Annotated in this window: 21 protein-coding genes; 6 read left to right on the forward strand and 15 right to left on the reverse strand. The window is 57.1% G+C overall.

All coding sequences use genetic code 11. The features are described 5' to 3' along the window. The first annotated feature begins 92 nt into the window (after window positions 1-92). Both P8O11_RS06910 and P8O11_RS06915 read left to right on the forward strand, forming a co-directional pair. Complete coding sequence (locus tag P8O11_RS06910) at window positions 93-335, forward strand: hypothetical protein (RefSeq protein WP_300293069.1); 243 nt, start codon at window positions 93-95, stop codon at window positions 333-335. A gap of 120 nt (window positions 336-455) precedes the next feature. Next, window positions 456-1,574 (forward strand): class II histone deacetylase, encoded by a 1,119-nt coding sequence (locus P8O11_RS06915; RefSeq protein ID WP_300293071.1) that lies wholly within the window; start codon window positions 456-458, stop codon window positions 1,572-1,574. Between the two features lie 7 nt (window positions 1,575-1,581). Here the strand turns inward: P8O11_RS06915 and P8O11_RS06920 are convergent, their stop codons facing one another. From P8O11_RS06920 to P8O11_RS06935, 4 genes are read right to left on the reverse strand one after another with little or no spacing between them, the layout of a single operon-like run. Continuing rightward, window positions 1,582-2,133 carry a pyridoxamine 5'-phosphate oxidase family protein gene (locus P8O11_RS06920; protein ID WP_300293073.1) on the reverse strand — a complete coding sequence of 184 codons (552 nt, stop codon included), beginning with the start codon at window positions 2,131-2,133 and terminating at the stop codon, window positions 1,582-1,584. Window positions 2,134-2,156: 23 nt separating this feature from the next. Beyond that, complete coding sequence (locus tag P8O11_RS06925) at window positions 2,157-2,909, reverse strand: 1-acyl-sn-glycerol-3-phosphate acyltransferase (RefSeq protein ID WP_300293106.1); 753 nt, start codon at window positions 2,907-2,909, stop codon at window positions 2,157-2,159. Further along, complete coding sequence (locus P8O11_RS06930; protein WP_300293075.1) at window positions 2,906-3,817, reverse strand: cell division protein FtsX; 912 nt, start codon at window positions 3,815-3,817, stop codon at window positions 2,906-2,908. Before P8O11_RS06930 ends, P8O11_RS06925 begins: the two co-directional genes overlap by 4 nt. After that, window positions 3,817-4,494 carry a cell division ATP-binding protein FtsE gene (locus tag P8O11_RS06935; protein WP_300293109.1) on the reverse strand — a complete coding sequence of 226 codons (678 nt, stop codon included), beginning with the start codon at window positions 4,492-4,494 and terminating at the stop codon, window positions 3,817-3,819. Before P8O11_RS06935 ends, P8O11_RS06930 begins: the two co-directional genes overlap by 1 nt. A 164-nt stretch (window positions 4,495-4,658) precedes the next feature. On the opposite strand from P8O11_RS06935, the gene P8O11_RS06940 reads away from it, so the two are divergent. Next, window positions 4,659-5,519, forward strand: a complete 861-nt coding sequence (locus tag P8O11_RS06940; RefSeq protein ID WP_300293077.1) for a zinc-ribbon domain-containing protein — start codon at window positions 4,659-4,661, stop codon at window positions 5,517-5,519. Window positions 5,520-5,528: 9 nt separating this feature from the next. Here the strand turns inward: P8O11_RS06940 and P8O11_RS06945 are convergent, their stop codons facing one another. The 6 genes from P8O11_RS06945 to argH all read right to left on the reverse strand — a co-directional run bounded on the left by P8O11_RS06945 (window position 5,529) and on the right by argH (window position 11,606). Continuing rightward, window positions 5,529-8,132: a TIGR02302 family protein gene (locus P8O11_RS06945; protein WP_300293079.1), complete on the reverse strand. Its 2,604-nt coding sequence runs from the start codon at window positions 8,130-8,132 to the stop codon at window positions 5,529-5,531. Between the two features lie 36 nt (window positions 8,133-8,168). Continuing rightward, the gene (lysA, locus tag P8O11_RS06950) at window positions 8,169-9,440 is read right to left on the reverse strand and encodes a diaminopimelate decarboxylase (protein ID WP_300293081.1); all 1,272 of its coding nucleotides are present in this window, start codon (window positions 9,438-9,440) and stop codon (window positions 8,169-8,171) included. 62 nt (window positions 9,441-9,502) lie between these two features. Continuing rightward, complete coding sequence (locus P8O11_RS06955; protein ID WP_300293083.1) at window positions 9,503-9,679, reverse strand: hypothetical protein; 177 nt, start codon at window positions 9,677-9,679, stop codon at window positions 9,503-9,505. A gap of 44 nt (window positions 9,680-9,723) precedes the next feature. Beyond that, a complete protein-coding gene (locus tag P8O11_RS06960) occupies window positions 9,724-9,882 on the reverse strand; it encodes an argininosuccinate lyase (RefSeq protein WP_300293085.1) in 159 nt (52 codons plus the stop codon). Between the two features lie 30 nt (window positions 9,883-9,912). Continuing rightward, on the reverse strand, window positions 9,913-10,218 hold the full coding sequence (locus tag P8O11_RS06965) for a DUF2834 domain-containing protein (protein WP_300293087.1): 306 nt from the start codon (window positions 10,216-10,218) through the stop codon (window positions 9,913-9,915). Further along, window positions 10,215-11,606, reverse strand: a complete 1,392-nt coding sequence (gene argH / locus P8O11_RS06970; RefSeq protein ID WP_300293089.1) for an argininosuccinate lyase — start codon at window positions 11,604-11,606, stop codon at window positions 10,215-10,217. The genes P8O11_RS06965 and argH overlap by 4 nt, the downstream gene beginning before the upstream one ends. A 21-nt stretch (window positions 11,607-11,627) precedes the next feature. Here argH and P8O11_RS06975 point away from each other — a divergent pair, with 21 nt between their 5' ends. Together P8O11_RS06975 and P8O11_RS06980 are read left to right on the forward strand one after the other, a co-directional pair. Continuing rightward, the gene (locus tag P8O11_RS06975; protein WP_300293091.1) at window positions 11,628-12,236 is read left to right on the forward strand and encodes a TlpA disulfide reductase family protein; all 609 of its coding nucleotides are present in this window, start codon (window positions 11,628-11,630) and stop codon (window positions 12,234-12,236) included. 30 nt (window positions 12,237-12,266) lie between these two features. Then, window positions 12,267-13,451, forward strand: a complete 1,185-nt coding sequence (locus P8O11_RS06980; RefSeq protein WP_300293093.1) for a lytic murein transglycosylase — start codon at window positions 12,267-12,269, stop codon at window positions 13,449-13,451. On the opposite strand, the gene P8O11_RS06985 is transcribed toward P8O11_RS06980, so the two are convergent. Both P8O11_RS06985 and P8O11_RS06990 read right to left on the reverse strand, forming a co-directional pair. Continuing rightward, window positions 13,448-14,245, reverse strand: a complete 798-nt coding sequence (locus P8O11_RS06985; protein ID WP_300293095.1) for an alpha/beta hydrolase — start codon at window positions 14,243-14,245, stop codon at window positions 13,448-13,450. The genes P8O11_RS06980 and P8O11_RS06985 overlap by 4 nt on opposite strands. After that, window positions 14,242-14,844, reverse strand: a complete 603-nt coding sequence (locus tag P8O11_RS06990; protein WP_300293097.1) for a 2-hydroxychromene-2-carboxylate isomerase — start codon at window positions 14,842-14,844, stop codon at window positions 14,242-14,244. Before P8O11_RS06990 ends, P8O11_RS06985 begins: the two co-directional genes overlap by 4 nt. Window positions 14,845-14,979: 135 nt before the next feature. Here P8O11_RS06990 and P8O11_RS06995 point away from each other — a divergent pair, with 135 nt between their 5' ends. Then, window positions 14,980-15,990 carry a ribose-phosphate pyrophosphokinase gene (locus P8O11_RS06995; RefSeq protein ID WP_300293099.1) on the forward strand — a complete coding sequence of 337 codons (1,011 nt, stop codon included), beginning with the start codon at window positions 14,980-14,982 and terminating at the stop codon, window positions 15,988-15,990. A gap of 42 nt (window positions 15,991-16,032) precedes the next feature. Here P8O11_RS06995 and P8O11_RS07000 read toward each other — a convergent pair whose 3' ends face one another. From P8O11_RS07000 to atpD, 3 genes are all read right to left on the reverse strand, one after another. Further along, the gene (locus P8O11_RS07000; RefSeq protein WP_089887706.1) at window positions 16,033-16,380 is read right to left on the reverse strand and encodes an H-type lectin domain-containing protein; all 348 of its coding nucleotides are present in this window, start codon (window positions 16,378-16,380) and stop codon (window positions 16,033-16,035) included. 115 nt (window positions 16,381-16,495) lie between these two features. Then, a complete protein-coding gene (locus P8O11_RS07005; RefSeq protein WP_300293102.1) occupies window positions 16,496-16,891 on the reverse strand; it encodes a F0F1 ATP synthase subunit epsilon in 396 nt (131 codons plus the stop codon). 11 nt (window positions 16,892-16,902) lie between these two features. Next, window positions 16,903-17,668, reverse strand: a 766-nt coding sequence (gene atpD / locus P8O11_RS07010; protein WP_300293104.1) for a F0F1 ATP synthase subunit beta, incomplete at its 5' end; no start/stop codon positions are given.

Consider the following 17,668-nt stretch of genomic DNA (forward strand, 5'->3'; position numbering starts at 1 on the left):
CCGACCCCTCTCACGCCAGCCCCTTCACGCCGCTGTGACCCCCGCCGAAGCGAAGCCCTTGCAAGTGGCGCGCATCCGCCTATTCTGGGCTTATGTTTTCAATAGAACACGAGTTTGACAGCACGATCATAACCCTTGTCGATGAGGGATCTACACCCTTGGGCGAAGATATTGTGATCAATGCATTTGGTGAATGTGTCACGCTGGAACAATACAACCCGCGCACAGACAAAACCGAAAAGATCACCCTCTCCATGGCGCAGGTTCAAGACCTCGCCGCAGCCCTTGATCTGCCCGAAGGCGTCTATTCTCTGGTGCGCGAAAAAGACCTCTGACGGCTGGTTTAAGGTTTGTTAAGCCTCAAAGCCTAACCTCCCGTCACGACAGTTTTAGCCGCTTGCCAATTTGTTCCGTCCTCGTCCTAATGAGCTGAGAAATTGGCAGGAGGCAGGCAGATGGACACAGACCGCAAAACAGGCTTTTATTGGGACGAAAAAACATTCTGGCATGGCGGTGGGAATTACGCGCTGACCCTGCCTGTTGGCGGGCTTGTACAACCCCTTGTTGCTGGCGGCCTCCCCGAAGCGCCCGAAACAAAACGCCGCTTCAAAAACTTGATGGACGTAACGGGCCTCTCTGCAGAACTCGCGATGCAGACCGCTCCCCCCTGCACCGAAGAAGAGTTGGCACGCGTTCATCCGCTCGGTTTTCTTCATAAATTCCAAGAGCTTTCCGCAGCAAACGGTGGCGAGCTTGGCTTACGCACCCCCTTCCTCAAGGGCGGTTATGAGATTGCTGCCCTATCTGCGGGCCTGTCGCGTAGCGCACTTTGTGATGTGCTTTCGGGCAAGCTCAAAAATGCCTATGCCCTGTCCCGCCCGCCAGGGCACCACTGCCTGCCTGACTGGCCCAATGGCTTCTGCCTTCTGGCCAACCTCGCCATCGCCATTGAAGCCGCCAAAGCTCAAGGTCTTGCGACGCGCTTCGCCGTCATCGACTGGGATGTTCATCACGGAAACGGGACCGAGCATATCTTCTATGATCGAGACGATGTCCTGACCATTTCCGTCCATGAAGAAAATAATTATCCCATTAATTCAGGCCACTTAGCCGACAAAGGCCGTGGCGCTGGCCTTGGTTACAATATGAATATTCCCCTGCCGCCTGGCGCGGGCCATGCGAGCTATCTTGAGACAATGGACAAGCTCGTCCTGCCTGCGCTCGCGCGCTTCAAGCCTGATGTGATCATCATCGCCTGCGGTTACGATGCGGGCACATTTGACCCTTTGGGTCATCAACTTTGCACAGCAGAAACCTTCCGGCAGATGACCCGCCGGGTTGTCAAAGCTGCCCAAGAGCTTTGCGCTGGAAAGCTCATGATGGCCCATGAAGGTGGCTATTCGGAGGCCTATGTCCCCTTCTGCGGCCACGCTGTCATGGAGGAGATGTCTGGCAGCCAAATCACAGCCCCTGACCCGATGGCCGAGGTCGTCGCTGCGCGCCAGCCAAGCGCACGCGCGGAAGCGTTCGTCTCAGAGCTGATTGATGAAATGGTAACAGAGCACCTCGGCTAACCCGCTCTCACCACATCGTTTTTTCGGCGCGCGCGGCCCAATCAGCGTCATAGGTCGCGCCGCCTTCTTCGCCGTCGGTCTGCTCTGCAAGGATCTCGCCAGCGGTTGGCAAACCTGCACTCTGATCACCCGCGCTCCATAGACCTGCACGCATCGGCGCACGCGCACATTGCATATAAATCTCGCCTATTTTGATCACGATCACAGAACGTGGCAGGCCGCCCCTGTCCTCAAAGCGCGCGCAAAGCTCTGGCTCTATGCTCACCTTCGCCGCGCCATTCACCCGCACAACAGTATTGGACCCGGCCACCATAAAGAGGAGCGATATACGCCCATCCGCCACGATATTGCGCAGCGTATCCATCCGGTTGTTGCCTCGCCAATCAGGCATCAAAAGCGTGTGCTCATCCAGCTCCTGAACCACAGGGCCATCGTCCCCGCGTGGGCTTCCGTCTGTCCCTTCAAGGCCGACAGTGGAGACAATGCAAAACCGCGACGCGAGTATCCACTTGCGATAAAGCGGCGTCATCTGCTGCGCCACCTTGCGGATTGAAGCCACTCCTGGCGCGCCGTAAAGCGCCTCTAATTCGCTGATATTTTGACAAAATCAGCCACTAAACCCCCTTCCGCCATCAAGGCATCCGAACAGGCCTCAACCTCTGCTTCAAGGCGTTCCATAAACTCGGCCTGCTCCAATCCCGCGGGGATCGGTTCCAGAAACGTGACAACAGCCAGACCTGGTTTGCGCATGATCGTGCCCTTAGGCCAGAACAATCCCGCATTGGTCGCGACAGGCATACAGACCTGCTCCATCTGGTCATAGAGCGCAAATGTACCAACCTTATAGGGCTTCTTTTCGCCTGGTTTGACGCGCGTGCCCTGACTGTAAATCACCAGCTGGCCCGCCGCTGTCAGCCCTGACTTCACATCATTGAGCATCTTCTTGATCGCCTTACCACGCTTGCCACGGTTCACAGGCACACACCCGATCCGATAGGCATAGAGGCCAATCACTGGCGTCCAGAGGAGTTCGCGCTTCATGATGAATTTTGCAGCAGGGCTCGCATTGAAAATCATAATGATATCAAGGAAGGACTGGTGCTTGGCGGCAATCAACATCTCACCCGACGGCGGTGTGCCGCGAATTTCGTGACGTAGGTTGAGCATCCAGCGCGCGGTCCAGAGCACCCAAATACAATAGAATTTGCACGCCGCCCGCGCACCTTTTGAGTTCACCAGCGCCCAAGGCAGAAAGACAATCCCGACCAGCAGCATCATCACAGCGTTCTGAACCACAAAGACCAGCGAAATAACCCAGCGTAAAGCCAACATCAGCGCAGCTCCTTCAATGTGCGGCGTGCGGCCGCTTGAGTTGCACCAAAGGCCACAAGCCCCGCCAGAAACGGTATCACCAGTGGCCAGAGCCAGCTTGCCCCTCTAAAACCAAGGCCGCTCAAAATACTCTCGTCTCCGCCGCCCGTCGGCAAAATCAGCAGTGCAACCACGCCAAGCACCATGCCCAGTGCAGCACCAGTCAAAGAGCGCAAGGTGAAGCGCCGCACAAAGGCACTTGCGATATAACCGTCTTTCGCGCCAACAAGCCGCATCACTGTGATCACCTTTGCGTTTGCTGCCAGCGCCGCATTGGCCGCCAGCGTGATCATCGCGCCCATGACCGCAAAGATCAGTATGATAGAGAACCACCCCAGAAACGACAGACGCCCAGCCGCCGCCGCCAAAGGCGCGCGCCAGCGTGCATGATCATCCAGTACAGCGCCAGGCACTTCACCCAGAAGGCGTAGCCGGAGCGCCTCGGCGTCAAGGCCCTCTGAGCTCTCAATAATTTCAATCAGCTGTGGAATAGGCAAAGCCTCAAGCGGCATGTCAGGCCCAAACCATGGCTCCAAGAGCTTACGCTGCTCCGCATCGCTCAACAGCCGTGCACTGGCCACACCGGGCGTGGTTTGAAGAACCTCAAGCGCGGCTTCAGTCGAAGCCTGCATCTGGCCTTGCGGAGCAGAAATGCGCACCGTGGCTGATTGCGCCAGCTCACTTGCCCAGCGCTCTGAAAGGCGCCCCGCAGAAACAGAAAGCGCCAGTGCGAACACGGCAAGAAAGGCCATGACGGCCGCCGCAAACAGCGTTATCCGTGCGGTAAACCCTGTCGGCGGCACGGCCCGCTCGGCCTGTGCATCACCAATAATAAAGTCGGTTATTTTATTGATATTGATTACGTTTCGCATCAGAGATCTGCCCCCGCCTGCTGAATCCGCCGTCCCGCAATCCGCAACACCCGCGACTGAACCTGGGTTTTTGCAGCACGTATGAGGCTCATGTCGTGGGTTGCAATAACAACGGTTTTTCCCATTCGGTTCAGCTCGACAAGAAGCTGCAACAGGCGTTGTGACATTTCCCAGTCAATATTCCCCGTAGGCTCGTCAGCCAAGATCACATCGGGCGACATAATCACCGCTCGCGCCAACGCCGCTCTCTGCCGCTCACCGCCCGACAGCTCAAGAGGAAGCGCATCAGCGCGGTCGCGCAGACCCACCCAATTCATTAGCTCTGCAAGGTTCTGCTGCTCGCCCGCCAGACTGTGCCCTGCAACGGTGAGCGGCAGAGCAATGTTGTCAGCAATCGAAAGGTGATCAAGAAACTGGCAATCCTGATGTACGACACCAATACGGCGGCGCATCTCCGCGATCCCGTCACGGTCAAGGCTGCGAACGTCTTGATCAAACAGGCGCAAATGCCCTGCAGTGGGCAAGAGCTCACCATAACAAAGCTTAAGAAGCGTGGTTTTTCCTGCGCCAGACGGACCCGTCAGGAAGTAGAAAGACCCCGTCGGTAAACTCATGGTCATATCGCCCAAAAGCTCGCCGTCGCCGTAGCTATAGGCCACATCTGTTAACTCTATCACAGGTTCGCCCTTCCCTTGTGCGCGCACGCGCCAGACCATGCCCCAGAGCAGAGAAAGTTGCAATCGCGTTGCGCGTTTGCGTGTTTGGCCTTTTCGTGCAAAAGCTTAACCCCTATGGTGGGTGAATATGTTAGTCTTTCGTTTGGGGATAGTAAGGGGGCGGAATGAGGCTTGTATGCCCAAATTGCGGCGCACAATATGAAGTGCCCGATGAAGTGATCCCGCAGGACGGGCGGGATGTGCAATGCTCAAACTGTGGCGAAACATGGTTCCAGAACCACCCTACAAATGACGATGGATTGGCCGAAGAGCTGGGCGAAGCCCGCGTGGCGCCTGAGGTATCAAACCCGCCAGAGCCCGAGCCAGAGCCCACACCAGAGCCCCCTAGTGCGACAGAACCCGAGCGTAGCACACCGCCAGTACAGCCAGCGCCTCGGCGCGAGCTTGATCCCTCGGTCAGTGATGTTCTGCGCGAAGAAGCTGCCCGAGAGGCCGCAGCGCGCGCTCGCGAGGCAGGTACGCTCGAAGAACAGCCAGAGCTGGGCATCGGGGAACCAGATGATGAAATCTCTCGCCGCCAGCGCGAAGCCGGCGACCGGATGGCGCGAATGCGCGGTGAAGATCCAAGCGAAGCCAAAGCCGCAGCCGCCAGGGCTGCAAACGGCTCGCGGCGGGGCGTTCTGCCTGATATCGACGAAATCAATTCAACCCTGCGCAAAGACAGTGAGCGTCGCAAAACCGCGACAGAAGTAGCGGCTTCTCGCGAAGCCACCCAGCAAAAAAGCGGCTTTGGGCTTGGATTTCTTGTTGTGATCCTGCTCGCTGTCGTCCTGATTGCGCTCTATGTTTTTGCCCCTCAACTGGCCGAGGCCTTGCCTCCAGTTGCGCCGGCCCTTGACGCCTATGTAGACGCCGTCAATGCTGCACGCCTCTGGCTGGATGGTCAGATGCGTCACCTCATGGAAATGCTTGATGGCATGGCCTCCGAAAGCGCCGCGCCTGAAGGGACAGCTCCGAGCGAGTAAGCCTTTTACTTAAAAGCGATCGAGCAGCCGCTCAAGATAGCTGCGTTCTGTCTCCGAGCGGCCCGCCTCGCCGCTACGGCGGCGGATTTCGTCAAGAAGCTCGCGGGCACGGCGGTAAACGTCTTCATCTCCGACCATGCTTTCCTCGGCGCCTGAAAAGCCACGGCGGTTGCGCCCCAAGGGGTCACTGCTTTGGCGGCCAGCGGTTTCGGCATTTTGCCCGTCTTGTCCCTCTTGGCCTTCATTGGCTTGCGCCATTGCCTCGCCAAGATTGTCCATCCCTTCACGCAAGCGCTCCATCGCTTCGGCCTGACGGTCGATAGCCTCGGCCAGATCATTCTGGCGCAACGCGTCTTCTGCCTGCTCCATAGCGCGCCCAGCCCCTTCAAGTGCGTCTCGTGCGGCTTCGCCCGCCTCGCCGCCCATTTGCGGCAGACCTCGGGCTTGGCGGGACAGCTCATCTCTCAGCGCTTGCTGGCGCTCGGCCAGAGATTGCTCCTGTGCCTGGCCTTCTTGGGCGCCACCTTGGCCCTCGCCCTCTTGCTCGCCCGAGCCATTTTGACCCTGTTCTGCGCGGCCTTCGCCTTCGCCTTGACCCTCGTGTTGCTCACCACGGCCCTGGCCACCGTTGCGGCCTTCATTCTGGCCACTCTCACCTGCTCGGGCATTGGGATTGAACTGCTCTTGAAGGTCACGGAAGGCCTGATCCGAGAGGCCCTGCTGCTCGCGCAGTGTCTCTGCCAGTCCTTCCATCGCCTCTTGCCCTTCGCCTTGCCCAGACTGGCTCTGGGTCACCCGCATGTTTTCCATCATCTCTTGAAACTCGCGCAACGCCTGCTCGGCCTCAGCCATGCGGCCTTGCTCCATGAGCTCCTGAATACGATCCATCATATCTTGCAGGTCTTGCTGGGAGAGCTGCATGCTTTCGCCCTGCTCTCCCTGTTCACCATCTTGCTGCTCTTGCTGCTGCTGTTGTTGGGCGAGTTGCTGCATGTATTCGTTTGTCGCTTCGCGCAGCTCCTGCATCAGCTCTGCGATTTCTTCCTCAGAGGCCCCGTTGCGCAGCGCTTCAGCAAGCTTATCTTGTGCTTCACGCATCCGCTCAAGTGCATCCGAGAGATTGCCGTCTTCCAGATTGAGCGCCAAATCCCAAAGTGCCTCAGACAGCTCCGCAACCGTCTCATCATCCAATCCGCCATATGCGACTTTGGTCTCCATCCGCCGCAAAATCGTGCGCAAACGCAGATAATCGGTCTCACGTTTGAAAAGAGTATCCGGCTCATGGGAAATCGCTCGCAAAAGCTGGGCAATGCGCGGCGCATTTTCACGGTTCCAGAGCAGATCACGGCGCAGCTCAACCACGGCAGCCGCCAAAGGATTGAAGAATTTGCGTGCCACAAGATTGATCTCGACAGGATCACTCATACCCATCTGGCCAGCCTCGTCCAAAGCCGTCAATGTGATTGTCACAGGCAGGTTGGCCCAGAGATGCCGCGAGAAATCCTCCATCACCGTCTCTTCAAAGTCATCGCGTGCCCCAGTCACTGGCAAAGGCAGCACAACTCGCAGCGCTTCATTGCTCTCAGGCTCGAGCGCAAGCCCATAGCGGCGGTCAACCAGCGCCATATCAAGCGAAATCACAGCTTCACCACGCTCAATACCGTAGTCGTCCATTGCCTCAAACGGCATTGAAAAGACACCCCCCGCAGCCGTCTCTGCAGGCCCAGTGAACTCCACAAACGGCGCAGCATCTGGGCGTGCAACAATATCCCACCAGCGATCGCCAGTGCCCGAAATCTCGAGGCTCCCATCCTGCAAAATCTCGAAGCTTTGCTCTGGCGCTGCAACTGAAGTGACTGCGCCAAGCTGTGCTGAAACGGTTTCGTTTACCGTGATCGCCCCCGCCGCTCCGTAAAGGCGCAAGGTCACTTCGCTGCCTTTGGGCACCTCAAGCACGTCGCCTGCTGCATCATTGAGGTAGATTGACGGCAACCCTGTGTAGAGAGGCGGTTCTATCCAGCCTTCCCAACTTGGCCCCATCGCGGCATTGGCAGCACCTGCACTTGGGCCAGCAATCTCACCAACTGTTCCCAGCCGCCAGACAGACCCAAACACCAGCCCAATCGAAAGCGCCAAAAGCGCGACATAACGCAGGCCAAAGGGATCTGCTGCTGCAAGGCGGATGGTCGGCGGAATCGCGCGCGCCACGCGAATTTTTTCCATCATACGACGTTGATACTCGCGCCAAAGCGCCTCAGACGCTGCGTCTCCTGCGCCAATCGCCTGCCTGTCGCGCACCGCACGAATGGGCCGCCCTACAAGACTTGCGTCGATGCGCTCTAGTGCCTCTTCGCGACTGGGGCGGGCAAACCTACGCCACGCATACCACGCTCCAAAACATGCACCAAAAGCCGAAAAGACGAAAAAGCCCCAGACAAGCTCAAGCGGTAAAACCTCATGCAACCCTAAGAATATAAAGGCCAAAAAAGCTATAAGAGCGGACCAAAGAGGCCAGAACCCAACACAAAGCCGCTCAGCCCAAAGGCCAAGGTAGGTGAGCAAGACCTGATCTTTCAGATCACTCCGCTCAGGCTTTTGAGTTTGCTCTGGCAAGCCGCGCCTCCGTCAGGTTTGCGGCTGTCTCACACTTCAGCGTTGCAGCCACGCAGGTATGCTATCGCGCGAAAGCATGTCTTCCAAGCTCGGACGCGCACGAATGACAGCAAATTGATCACCCTTCACCAGAACTTCAGGGATGAGAGGGCGTGAATTATACTCACTGGCCATCACCGCGCCATAAGCACCCGCACTGCGAAAGGCGACAAGATCCCCTTCGCGCATCGCAGTCATACTGCGGCCCTTGGCAAAGGTATCACCACTTTCACAAACGGGACCAACAATGTCATAGACCTCTGGCTCCACCCCCACCGCAGGCTCCACCACAGGGACAATGTCATGATAGGCATCATACATCGCAGGGCGGATAAGGTCATTCATCGCAGCGTCCAGAATAAGAAACTGTCGCCCCTCACCCTGCTTAACATAGACAACATCGCTGACCAAAACACCCGCGTTACCCGCAATCAGCCGCCCAGGTTCGATCTCGATTTCGCAACCCAGATCGCCTAGAACCTCGCGCACCATCGCGCCGTAATCGGTGGGCAAGGGCGGCGCAGTATTTGAGCGCTCGTAAGGAATACCAAGGCCCCCGCCCAGATCCAGACGGCGGATTTCGTGGCCATCTTCGCGCAGTAGAAGCGTCAGTTCCTTGACCTTTTCATAAGCCAGTCGAAACGGCTCAAGCTCGGTCAGTTGCGAGCCGATGTGCACATCAATACCAACAATCTCAAGTCCCTTAAGGCTGGCGGCATGAGCATAAACCGCTCGCGCCTTTGCAATTGGAATGCCGAATTTGTTTTCAGACTTTCCCGTGGCAATCTTGGCATGTGTCTTGGCATCCACGTCAGGATTGACGCGGATCGTGATCGGCGCCTTCACACCCAACTCCAGCGCAACCGCGTTGAGCCGCTCCATCTCTGGCTCACTCTCGACATTGAACTGTCGTATACCCCCCGTGAGCGCCATACGCATTTCGTCACGCGTTTTTCCAACACCTGAAAACACGATCTTGTCACCAGGAACACCCGCAGCCTTCGCGCGTGCGTATTCCCCGCCCGATACAACATCCATACCAGCACCCAAATCCGCCAGAACCTTGAGGACAGCCAGATTTGACGCGGCTTTCATGGCATAGCACACAAGGTGCTCCATGCCGTCCAACGCCTCATCAAAGAGACGAAAGTGCCGCTCCAATGTTGCCGTCGAATAGCAGTAAAACGGCGTCCCAACGTCTGCTGCAATCGCGCTCAGCGGCACATCCTCGGCATGAAGTTCGCCGTTATGGTAAAGAAAATGGTCCATTGTGCGCCCCTAAGCTATATTGCGCCTGCTCTAGCGCAAACGCGGCCGCGCGCCAAGCCTGTTCAGAGGCTAATGCCGATACTGACGGGCCCTTTGCTCACACCCACAGAGCCACCCGTGCGGACCCCACTCGGGGTCACTGTCACAGTTCCGCTTGCCGTGGGACGCATCGGCGTCCCGTCTGCGCCACAGCTTGGCAGCGTCAAAAGACTGATGCCAACAATAAGGAAACGGATCATATCGGTTCTCCTGACCCTAGCGGAATTCCGCCAAGGAATGCCAATTATTCGTAGATAACCCCAACAGTCGCATAGCCTGACACGTTTACACCACTTGGAGAGGTCGACTCGCTCGGAGCCGCCGAGGGCTGCAAAGGTTCACCGTCCGCGCCACAACCCACCAAGACCATAAGGCTCAAACCCAAACTAAAAAACCGAACCATAGCACACCTCCATCTGAACTCGAGGTGATCTTATTGCTTACGCCCACGCAAATAAAGATAGAGTGGCAAGCCGCAGCTCACTCCTATGCAAAACGTGGCAGGAATCGCGGCAAGCCTCAACCAGTCACGCTTTTGCAGGGCCTCATAGATCACCCAGATCGTGAGGCTCAGCGCAGCGATGATGAGATCCCAAGTCAGCCCTGTGGTCGACGCATTCACATACCAAGCTTGTGATAGCCCCGTGAGGCCAACGTCTTCTGCCCGCATGTAGGACAGGAAGTAATACATCGGATGCACCGTCCCCCAAAGAGCGAGCACAAGCCAGAGGCGGCTCATGCGAGCGCGTCTTTCCAGCGCGCCACTTGTTTGCGCACTTCAGAAGGCGCTGTGCCGCCATAGCTTGTGCGCGAAGCGACAGAGGCCTCCACCGTCAGCACGCTGAAGACATCTTCGGTGATCGCTGCATTGACGCTCTGCATCTCTTCCAGCGAAAGATCTGGCAAGTCACAGCCCTTGGCCTCAGCCATAGCGACAAGGCTCCCCGTGACATGATGCGCATCGCGAAACGGCATGTTCAGCACCCGTACACACCAGTCTGCAAGGTCCGTCGCCGTTGAAAAACCGCTGCCTGCGGCTCCTGCAAGGCTCTCGCGGTTGACCGACATATCACGGACCATGCCCTCCATAGCGGCCAGAGCCAGCATCAGGTTGTCGGCTGCATCAAAGACTTGCTCCTTGTCTTCTTGCATGTCCTTTGAATAGGCGAGCGGCAGCCCCTTCATCACCATCATCAGCGCTACATTGGCCCCGAAAATACGACCAATCTTGGCGCGGATAAGCTCCGCAGCGTCAGGGTTCTTCTTCTGTGGCATAATGCTGGAACCCGTCGAGAAGCTGTCAGACAGCTGCACAAAGCGAAACTGCGCGGAAGACCAGATCACAAGCTCTTCGGCAAAGCGGCTAAGGTGCATTGCGCAGATACTCGCGCAGCTCAAAAACTCCAGCGCAAAGTCACGATCGCTCACCGCATCGAGCGAATTCGATGCAGGCCGATCAAAGCCAAGCTCACGCGCTGTCATCTCGCGATCAATCGGAAAGGACGTGCCCGCCAGCGCCGCAGCACCCAAGGGGCTCTCGTTCATACGGCGGCGCGCGTCTTCAAAGCGCGAGGCATCGCGCCCCAGCATCTCGACATAAGCCATCATATGATGCCCCCAAGTCACGGGTTGGGCCGTTTGCAAATGCGTAAACCCAGGCATAACCCAGTCGGCGCCCGCCTCAGCCTGTCCTAAAAAAGCGAGTTGGAGCGCGCGGATGCCTGCGATAGCAGCGTCCATCTGCCCACGCACCCAAAGCTTGAAGTCGGTCGCCACTTGGTCGTTGCGCGAGCGCCCAGTGTGCAAACGCCCCGCAGGCTCACCAATCAGCGCCTTGAGACGGCTCTCAACATTCATGTGAATGTCCTCAAGCTGAGTAGAAAACTCAAACGTTCCGGCCTCAATCTCTGACAAGACCGTGAGCAGCCCTTCCCTCATCGCCTCCACATCGCTATCACTGACGATGCCCGTGGCCGCCAACATTGCAGCATGGGCCCGAGAGCCAGCAATGTCCTCGGCCGCCATCCGCTGGTCAAACCCGATCGAGGCATTGATCGCCTCCATAATCGCGTCTACGCCAGCCGAAAAACGGCCGCCCCACATTTGGTTCGAGGTATCGTTGCTCATTGGTATTACGCCTTCGAAAGGATGAAAATGTCTCGCTCCAAGCTGGTTTATACCGCCCTCGCCGCAATCGCAATCATCGCTGCGCTTTTCGCGTTTGCACCCACAAATGCTGTAACAGGCGGCATTAGTCAGGCCACCCGAACAACGGTCCAATCGCTTAAAACAGGCGACATGAAAAAACTGGTGGTGCATCCAGGCCCCCAAGCCGTGGCCACCGCGCCCTACGCAACAGCGACGGGAGACACAGCGACACTTGCCGCGCATAAAGGCAAAGTCGTTCTGCTGAACTTCTGGGCCACTTGGTGCGCCCCTTGTCGCAAAGAAATGCCCATGCTCTCGGAGCTTCAGACCGAACTAGGCGGCAGTGATTTCGAAGTCATCACAATCGCAACGGGCAAGAATGACGCCGCGGCCATGGCGCGCTTCTTTGCCGAGATTGGTATCAGCAACTTACCTCTGCACACAGATGCCAATTCTGCGGTGGCGCGCGAAATGGGCGTCCTCGGCCTCCCCGCCACAGTTCTCATTGCACGCGACGGGACCGAAGTCGCCCGCCTTCTAGGCGATGCAGACTGGGCGTCCGACAGTGCCAAAAGCATTCTGAAGGCCCTTATTGCCGCCAAAGACTAGGTCCGCTGCCCCCTTTTAAGGAACGCAACAATGTCTCTCACCCGCCGCGCCGTTATCATTACATCTCTTGCCTTCGCTGGTTCCCCTGCAGTCGCGCGCACAGGCTTTGAAACATGGCTCAAAAAATTCCGCCGAAAGGCCACGCGTCTCGGTTCTTCCGAACGCACTCTGGAGGCAAGCCTAAAAGGTGCAGAGTTTCTTCCAAAAGTCGTCGCGAACGATTCCCGTCAAGCCGAAGTGGCTAAGCCCTTACAAGATTACCTCGCTTCCGCCGCCTCTGGGGCACGTCTCTCAGGCGGGCAGAAGGCGCTCAAAAAATACAAGAACACGCTCTCCAAGATTGAACGCACCTACGGCGTCGAGAAAGAAGTGCTCACAGCGATCTGGGGCATGGAGAGCGCCTATGGCGGCTTTCGCGGCAACTTGCCTGTCTTCTCCACGCTTTCAACTCTTGCCTTTGAGGGTCGCCGGCGAGAACTCTTCGAGGCCGAGCTACTCGCAGCGCTTCAGATCGTTGAGGCGGGCCATGCCAAGCCCGCCGAAATGCGCGGTAGCTTCGCTGGGGCGATGGGCCATACCCAGTTCATGCCTTCGACCTACCAACGCCATGCCCAAGATTTCGACGGCACAGGTCATGCTAACATCTGGGGCGATGATCCGACGGATGCATTGGCCTCCACCGCCCAGCTGCTCAAAGCCGAGGGCTGGCGCAAGGGGCAGCCTTGGGCTGTAGAAGTCACGCTTCCACACGGGTTTGATCTCGCCCTCACTGGTCGGATCTTTCCGCGCAAGACACGTGACTGGCAACGCCTTGGCGTCACAACAGCAAGCAGCGCAAAGCTCGCCGATCACGGCAATGGCGCACTGATCCTGCCAGCGGGCCCAGAAGGCCCAGTCTTCATGGTCTACAACAACTTCCACGTGATCAAAAAATACAACTACGCCGACAGCTACGCCATCGGCGTGGGGCATCTGTCTGATCGCCTTGCAGGGCGTGGCAAAATCCGTTCGGGCTTTCCCAAGAACCCGTGGGGAATGAGCACCCGCGAACGGCAAGCGCTACAACAACGCCTCAATGACCGTGGCTTTGCCGCGGGTAATCCAGACGGTGTCATCGGCGAAAAAGGCCGCGCCGCGATCCGCGCCTACGAGCAATCCCGCGGGCTTCCCGTTACAGGCGTGCCAAGCAAAGCGTTGCTTGCATCTCTCGGCTAGGACAGCGCCCAAAAACGGCGCATCTCGCCGGCACAATCTTTCGCATGAGATATCGGCGCCATATGCCCCGCCCCTGCGATCACCGCTGATTGCGCCCCAGGAATGCGCCGCGCAAGCCCCGCGTTGATAGTCTTAATCACATTGGGCGAGGTATCACCCCGAACCAAAAGAACAGGCATTTGGAGCGACTGCAAACGCCCTTCCACAAGCATGCCGGCCGTATCGCCATACAAAGCTGGCGCCGCATCAGGGATCACTTCAATGCGCGAGGCCATATCGTCTTGGGTGTCTTTAGGCATCATATCCCAAGGCAAACCGCCGCCCCATTCGCCGAGAAATTCTCTGGTTGCGGTATAGCGTCCTTCCTCTGCCAAAAGCGTTCTAAAAGCCTCCACACCGCTGACAAACTCAGGATCATCCTCCAATGCGACCGCAAAAAAAACAGGCTCGATCAACACAAGACTGCGGACAAGCGCAGGAGCCTCGAGAGCCAGCCGCAGGGCAACCGTCGCCCCGAAGGAATGCCCTATTATATCAACAGGCTCATCGCCAAGAAAGCTCTTCGCCACCTCGGTGCAGGCGTCGTGATAGCTCCCCTGCCCATCCCAGAAAGCACTGCGCCCATGGCTCAGAAAGTCAGGCGCCGCAAAGGTGAACTCTGCCTCAAAAGCCTTTGCCAGCCCCCGCCATGCGCCGCTATGCGCCAACGAGCAATGCAACATCAGCCCTGTTCGCGCGCCATGGCCCAAGTCGCGTGCGAAGACAGGGTACCCCGCGCGTGTTTCCAAGCTCACAGATCCCCTGCGAGGTAGGCGTCCATATCGGCGAGGCGGTCTTGGCCCCAGAACTTCTCACCGTCATCCAACACATAAAATGGCGCGCCAAAGACGCCCTTTTCAACAGCCTCTTCCAAGTTGCGGGCATAAGTTTCTGCACCAAGGAGCATGCCGCTTGTCGTCAAACCGCGCTCAAACCCTGCCGCTTCAAGGCAGTCTTGGACGACGCTTTCATCACCGATGTCTTTCTCTTCGGCCCAGCAGGCGCGCAGAATTGAATGGGTCAGTTTCCCAAGATCACCACCACCTGCTTCTTGCGCTGCAATGATCGCATAGCTTGAAGGGGCTGGGTTCGTCGGCCAGAACGCTGGCTTAGGTAAAGTCATCGGCAGACCCGCTTTTTTGACCTGACGGCGCAGCTCCTGATTGCGATAATCCATCCGTGCTGGGTGTCTATCAGCTGGTGCTGTGCCCCCCGTACGCGAAAAAAGTGCCATAATATCAAGCGGTTTATACACAACAGTCAGACCATGCTTCGCAGCAATCTCTTCAGCACGCAGGCCAGAGAGATAGGCCCAAGGGCTCAGCGTGGTAAAATAGTAGTTCATAGTTGCCATCGTGTTGCCTTTCGTATTTCTGTGCGCTTGCAGCCTTGCGGCCAAGTGCAACCTTTGCCAGACATGAGTTAGATGTTAAGCGGTGTCAACGTCACGATTCTGTCATGAATTCCCAAAGCCCAGAGGCCGCGCCACATGTCACTCACCAAAGAACCAAAACTCATCACAGGCAATTCAAACATGCCTTTGTCCTCTGCCATTGCACGGCGCATGTCGTTGCATCGTGGCGTGAGCCAAGGGCTTGTCGAAGCACGCGTAGAGCGGTTCAACGACGGAGAAATTTTCGTCGAAGTCTATGACAACGTGCGCGGCGAAGACATGTTCATTATCCAGAGCACCTCAAATCCCGCCAACGACAATCTTATGGAATTGTTGATCATGGCCGACGCTCTGCGCCGCTCTTCAGCACAACGCATCACAGCCGTGATCCCCTATTTCGGCTATGCTCGCCAGGACCGTCGTTCTAAAGCGCGCACCCCGATTTCAGCCAAGCTCGTCGCAAACATGCTCGTTGGCACTGGTATTGAACGTGTCCTGACAATGGACCTGCACGCGGCTCAAATTCAGGGCTTCTTTGATATCCCCGTAGACAACCTCTACGCCTCTCCGATTTTCGCGCTCGATATCAAGCATCAGTTCAAAGACAATCTGGACGACATCATGGTGGTCTCACCCGATGTTGGCGGCGTCGCACGCGCACGTGAGCTGGCCAAGCGGATCAACGCCCCTCTCTCGATCGTCGACAAACGCCGCGAAAAAGCGGGCGAAGTGGCCGAAATGACAGTTATCGGTGATGTGACAGGCAAGAAATGTTTTATCGTCGACGATATGGTTGATACAGCTGGTACGCTTTGCAAAGCCGCCGAAGTCCTCATGGAAAACGGCGCCTCGGAAGTCCACGCTTATATCACACATGGTGTCCTATCGGGCCCCGCCTGCGAGCGGATCACCAATTCTGTCATGAAATCACTGGTGATCACCGATACCATCGCCGCGACAGACGCTGTCAAGAAGACCCCAAACATCCGCGTTGTGCCCACAGCGCCAATGTTTGCCCAAGCGATCCTCAACATCTGGAACGGAACCTCTGTGAGTTCTCTTTTTGATACAGATATGCTTGAGCCGATCTACGAAGGCATGTTCTAACTTAGCGCGCTGGCGGGCTACGGCCCGCCTGCCCTGCTTGGCTCAGTAGAGCTCCCAGTCGTCGTCGTTTGAGACAGGCCCGATGGCCATCCATCCCGCCCGAATACGCGCAATCTTTGTGTCGCCCCACGTGCGAAACACGAGGTCAAATCCTGTATCGGTGATGTTTTCAGCTTCAATGTCGGCGCGCACGTTGGTGTCGCTGTCCACGTCCCAAAGCGTTAGGGAACAATGTACATTAGGTGGAGCGCTAAAGGCTTCGCGAAATATCACAGGTTTTACAATCTCGCGGTTGCCCTTACCCGTCCACATTTCGCCACCGTCTTGAAAATGCTCAAAAATTACGTCATTTCCCTGCGCAATTCCGATTGCGCCGCCCAGTTTCTTCATCGTCTGCCTGCCTGCTCCTGATACATCAAATCTGGCACTGAAAATCCACAGGCATAAAAAATGCCCCAACCATTACAGGCTGAGGCATATCACTTTTTGCGTGCACTGCACAATATCAGACGATGTTTTGCATAAGCTCTTCAAGGTCTGCAAGCAGAAGCTCAGCCATATCGCGGTTTTCAGGAGCCGCTGAGGCCGCGGCTGCTTTCGCAGCCGCAACGATTGGTTCCAGATCAGCCGCCGAGGCGTCCGCCAAAGGAATAGCTTTCTCTGCAAGCACAGAAAGCCCCTCTGGGTTGATCTCGGCAAAGCCGCCTGTGACCGCGAAGGACACATCGCCTTCGGGGCCACTCACGGCCAGAACACCTGGACGCAGCGTGGTGATCACAGGCGCGTGGTTCGGCATTGCCGTCATTTGCCCGTCTGCACCGGGGATCTGGACCGAGGCCACCTGCATAGAAGCAAGATTGCGCTCGGGGCTTACCAGATCAAATTGCATTGTCTCGGCCATTGATGCCTCCTTTAAGCAGCGTCAGCTGCCATTTTCTCGGCTTTTGCGATCACGTCAGAGATGCCACCAACCATGTAGAAGGCGCCTTCTGGAAGGTGATCGTATTCACCAGCCACAACAGCTTTAAACGATGCGATTGTCTCTTCGAGCTGAACCTGAACACCGTCAGAGCCTGTGAAGACTTTGGCAACGTCGAATGGCTGGCTGAGGAAACGCTCGATCTTACGGGCGCGGGCCACTGTCATTTTGTCTTCTTCGCTCAGTTCGTCCATGCCGAGAATCGCGATGATGTCTTGCAGGGATTTGTAGCGCTGAAGGATCTGCTGAACAGCCATAGCCACATTATAGTGCTCTTCACCAATGATCTGTGGATCAAGCAGGCGTGATGTTGAACCAAGTGGGTCAACCGCTGGGTAGATGCCTTTTTCAGAGATCGCACGGTCAAGAACCGTTGTCGCGTCAAGGTGAGCAAAGGATGTCGCAGGTGCAGGGTCGGTCAAGTCATCCGCAGGAACGTAAACGGCCTGAACCGATGTAATCGAACCGTTTTTGGTGGATGAGATGCGCTCTTGCATCTGGCCCATGTCCGTCGCCAGTGTCGGCTGGTAGCCAACCGCTGAAGGAATACGACCCAAGAGAGCCGAAACCTCCGAGCCCGCTTGCGTGAAGCGGAAGATGTTGTCGACAAAGAACAGAACGTCTGAGCCAGAGTCGTCGCGGAACTGCTCGGCGAGCGAAAGACCCGTCAAAGCAACACGCATACGCGCACCGGGAGGC

This window comes from Lentibacter sp. (assembly GCF_029254145.1).
GTDB lineage: Bacteria > Pseudomonadota > Alphaproteobacteria > Rhodobacterales > Rhodobacteraceae > Lentibacter.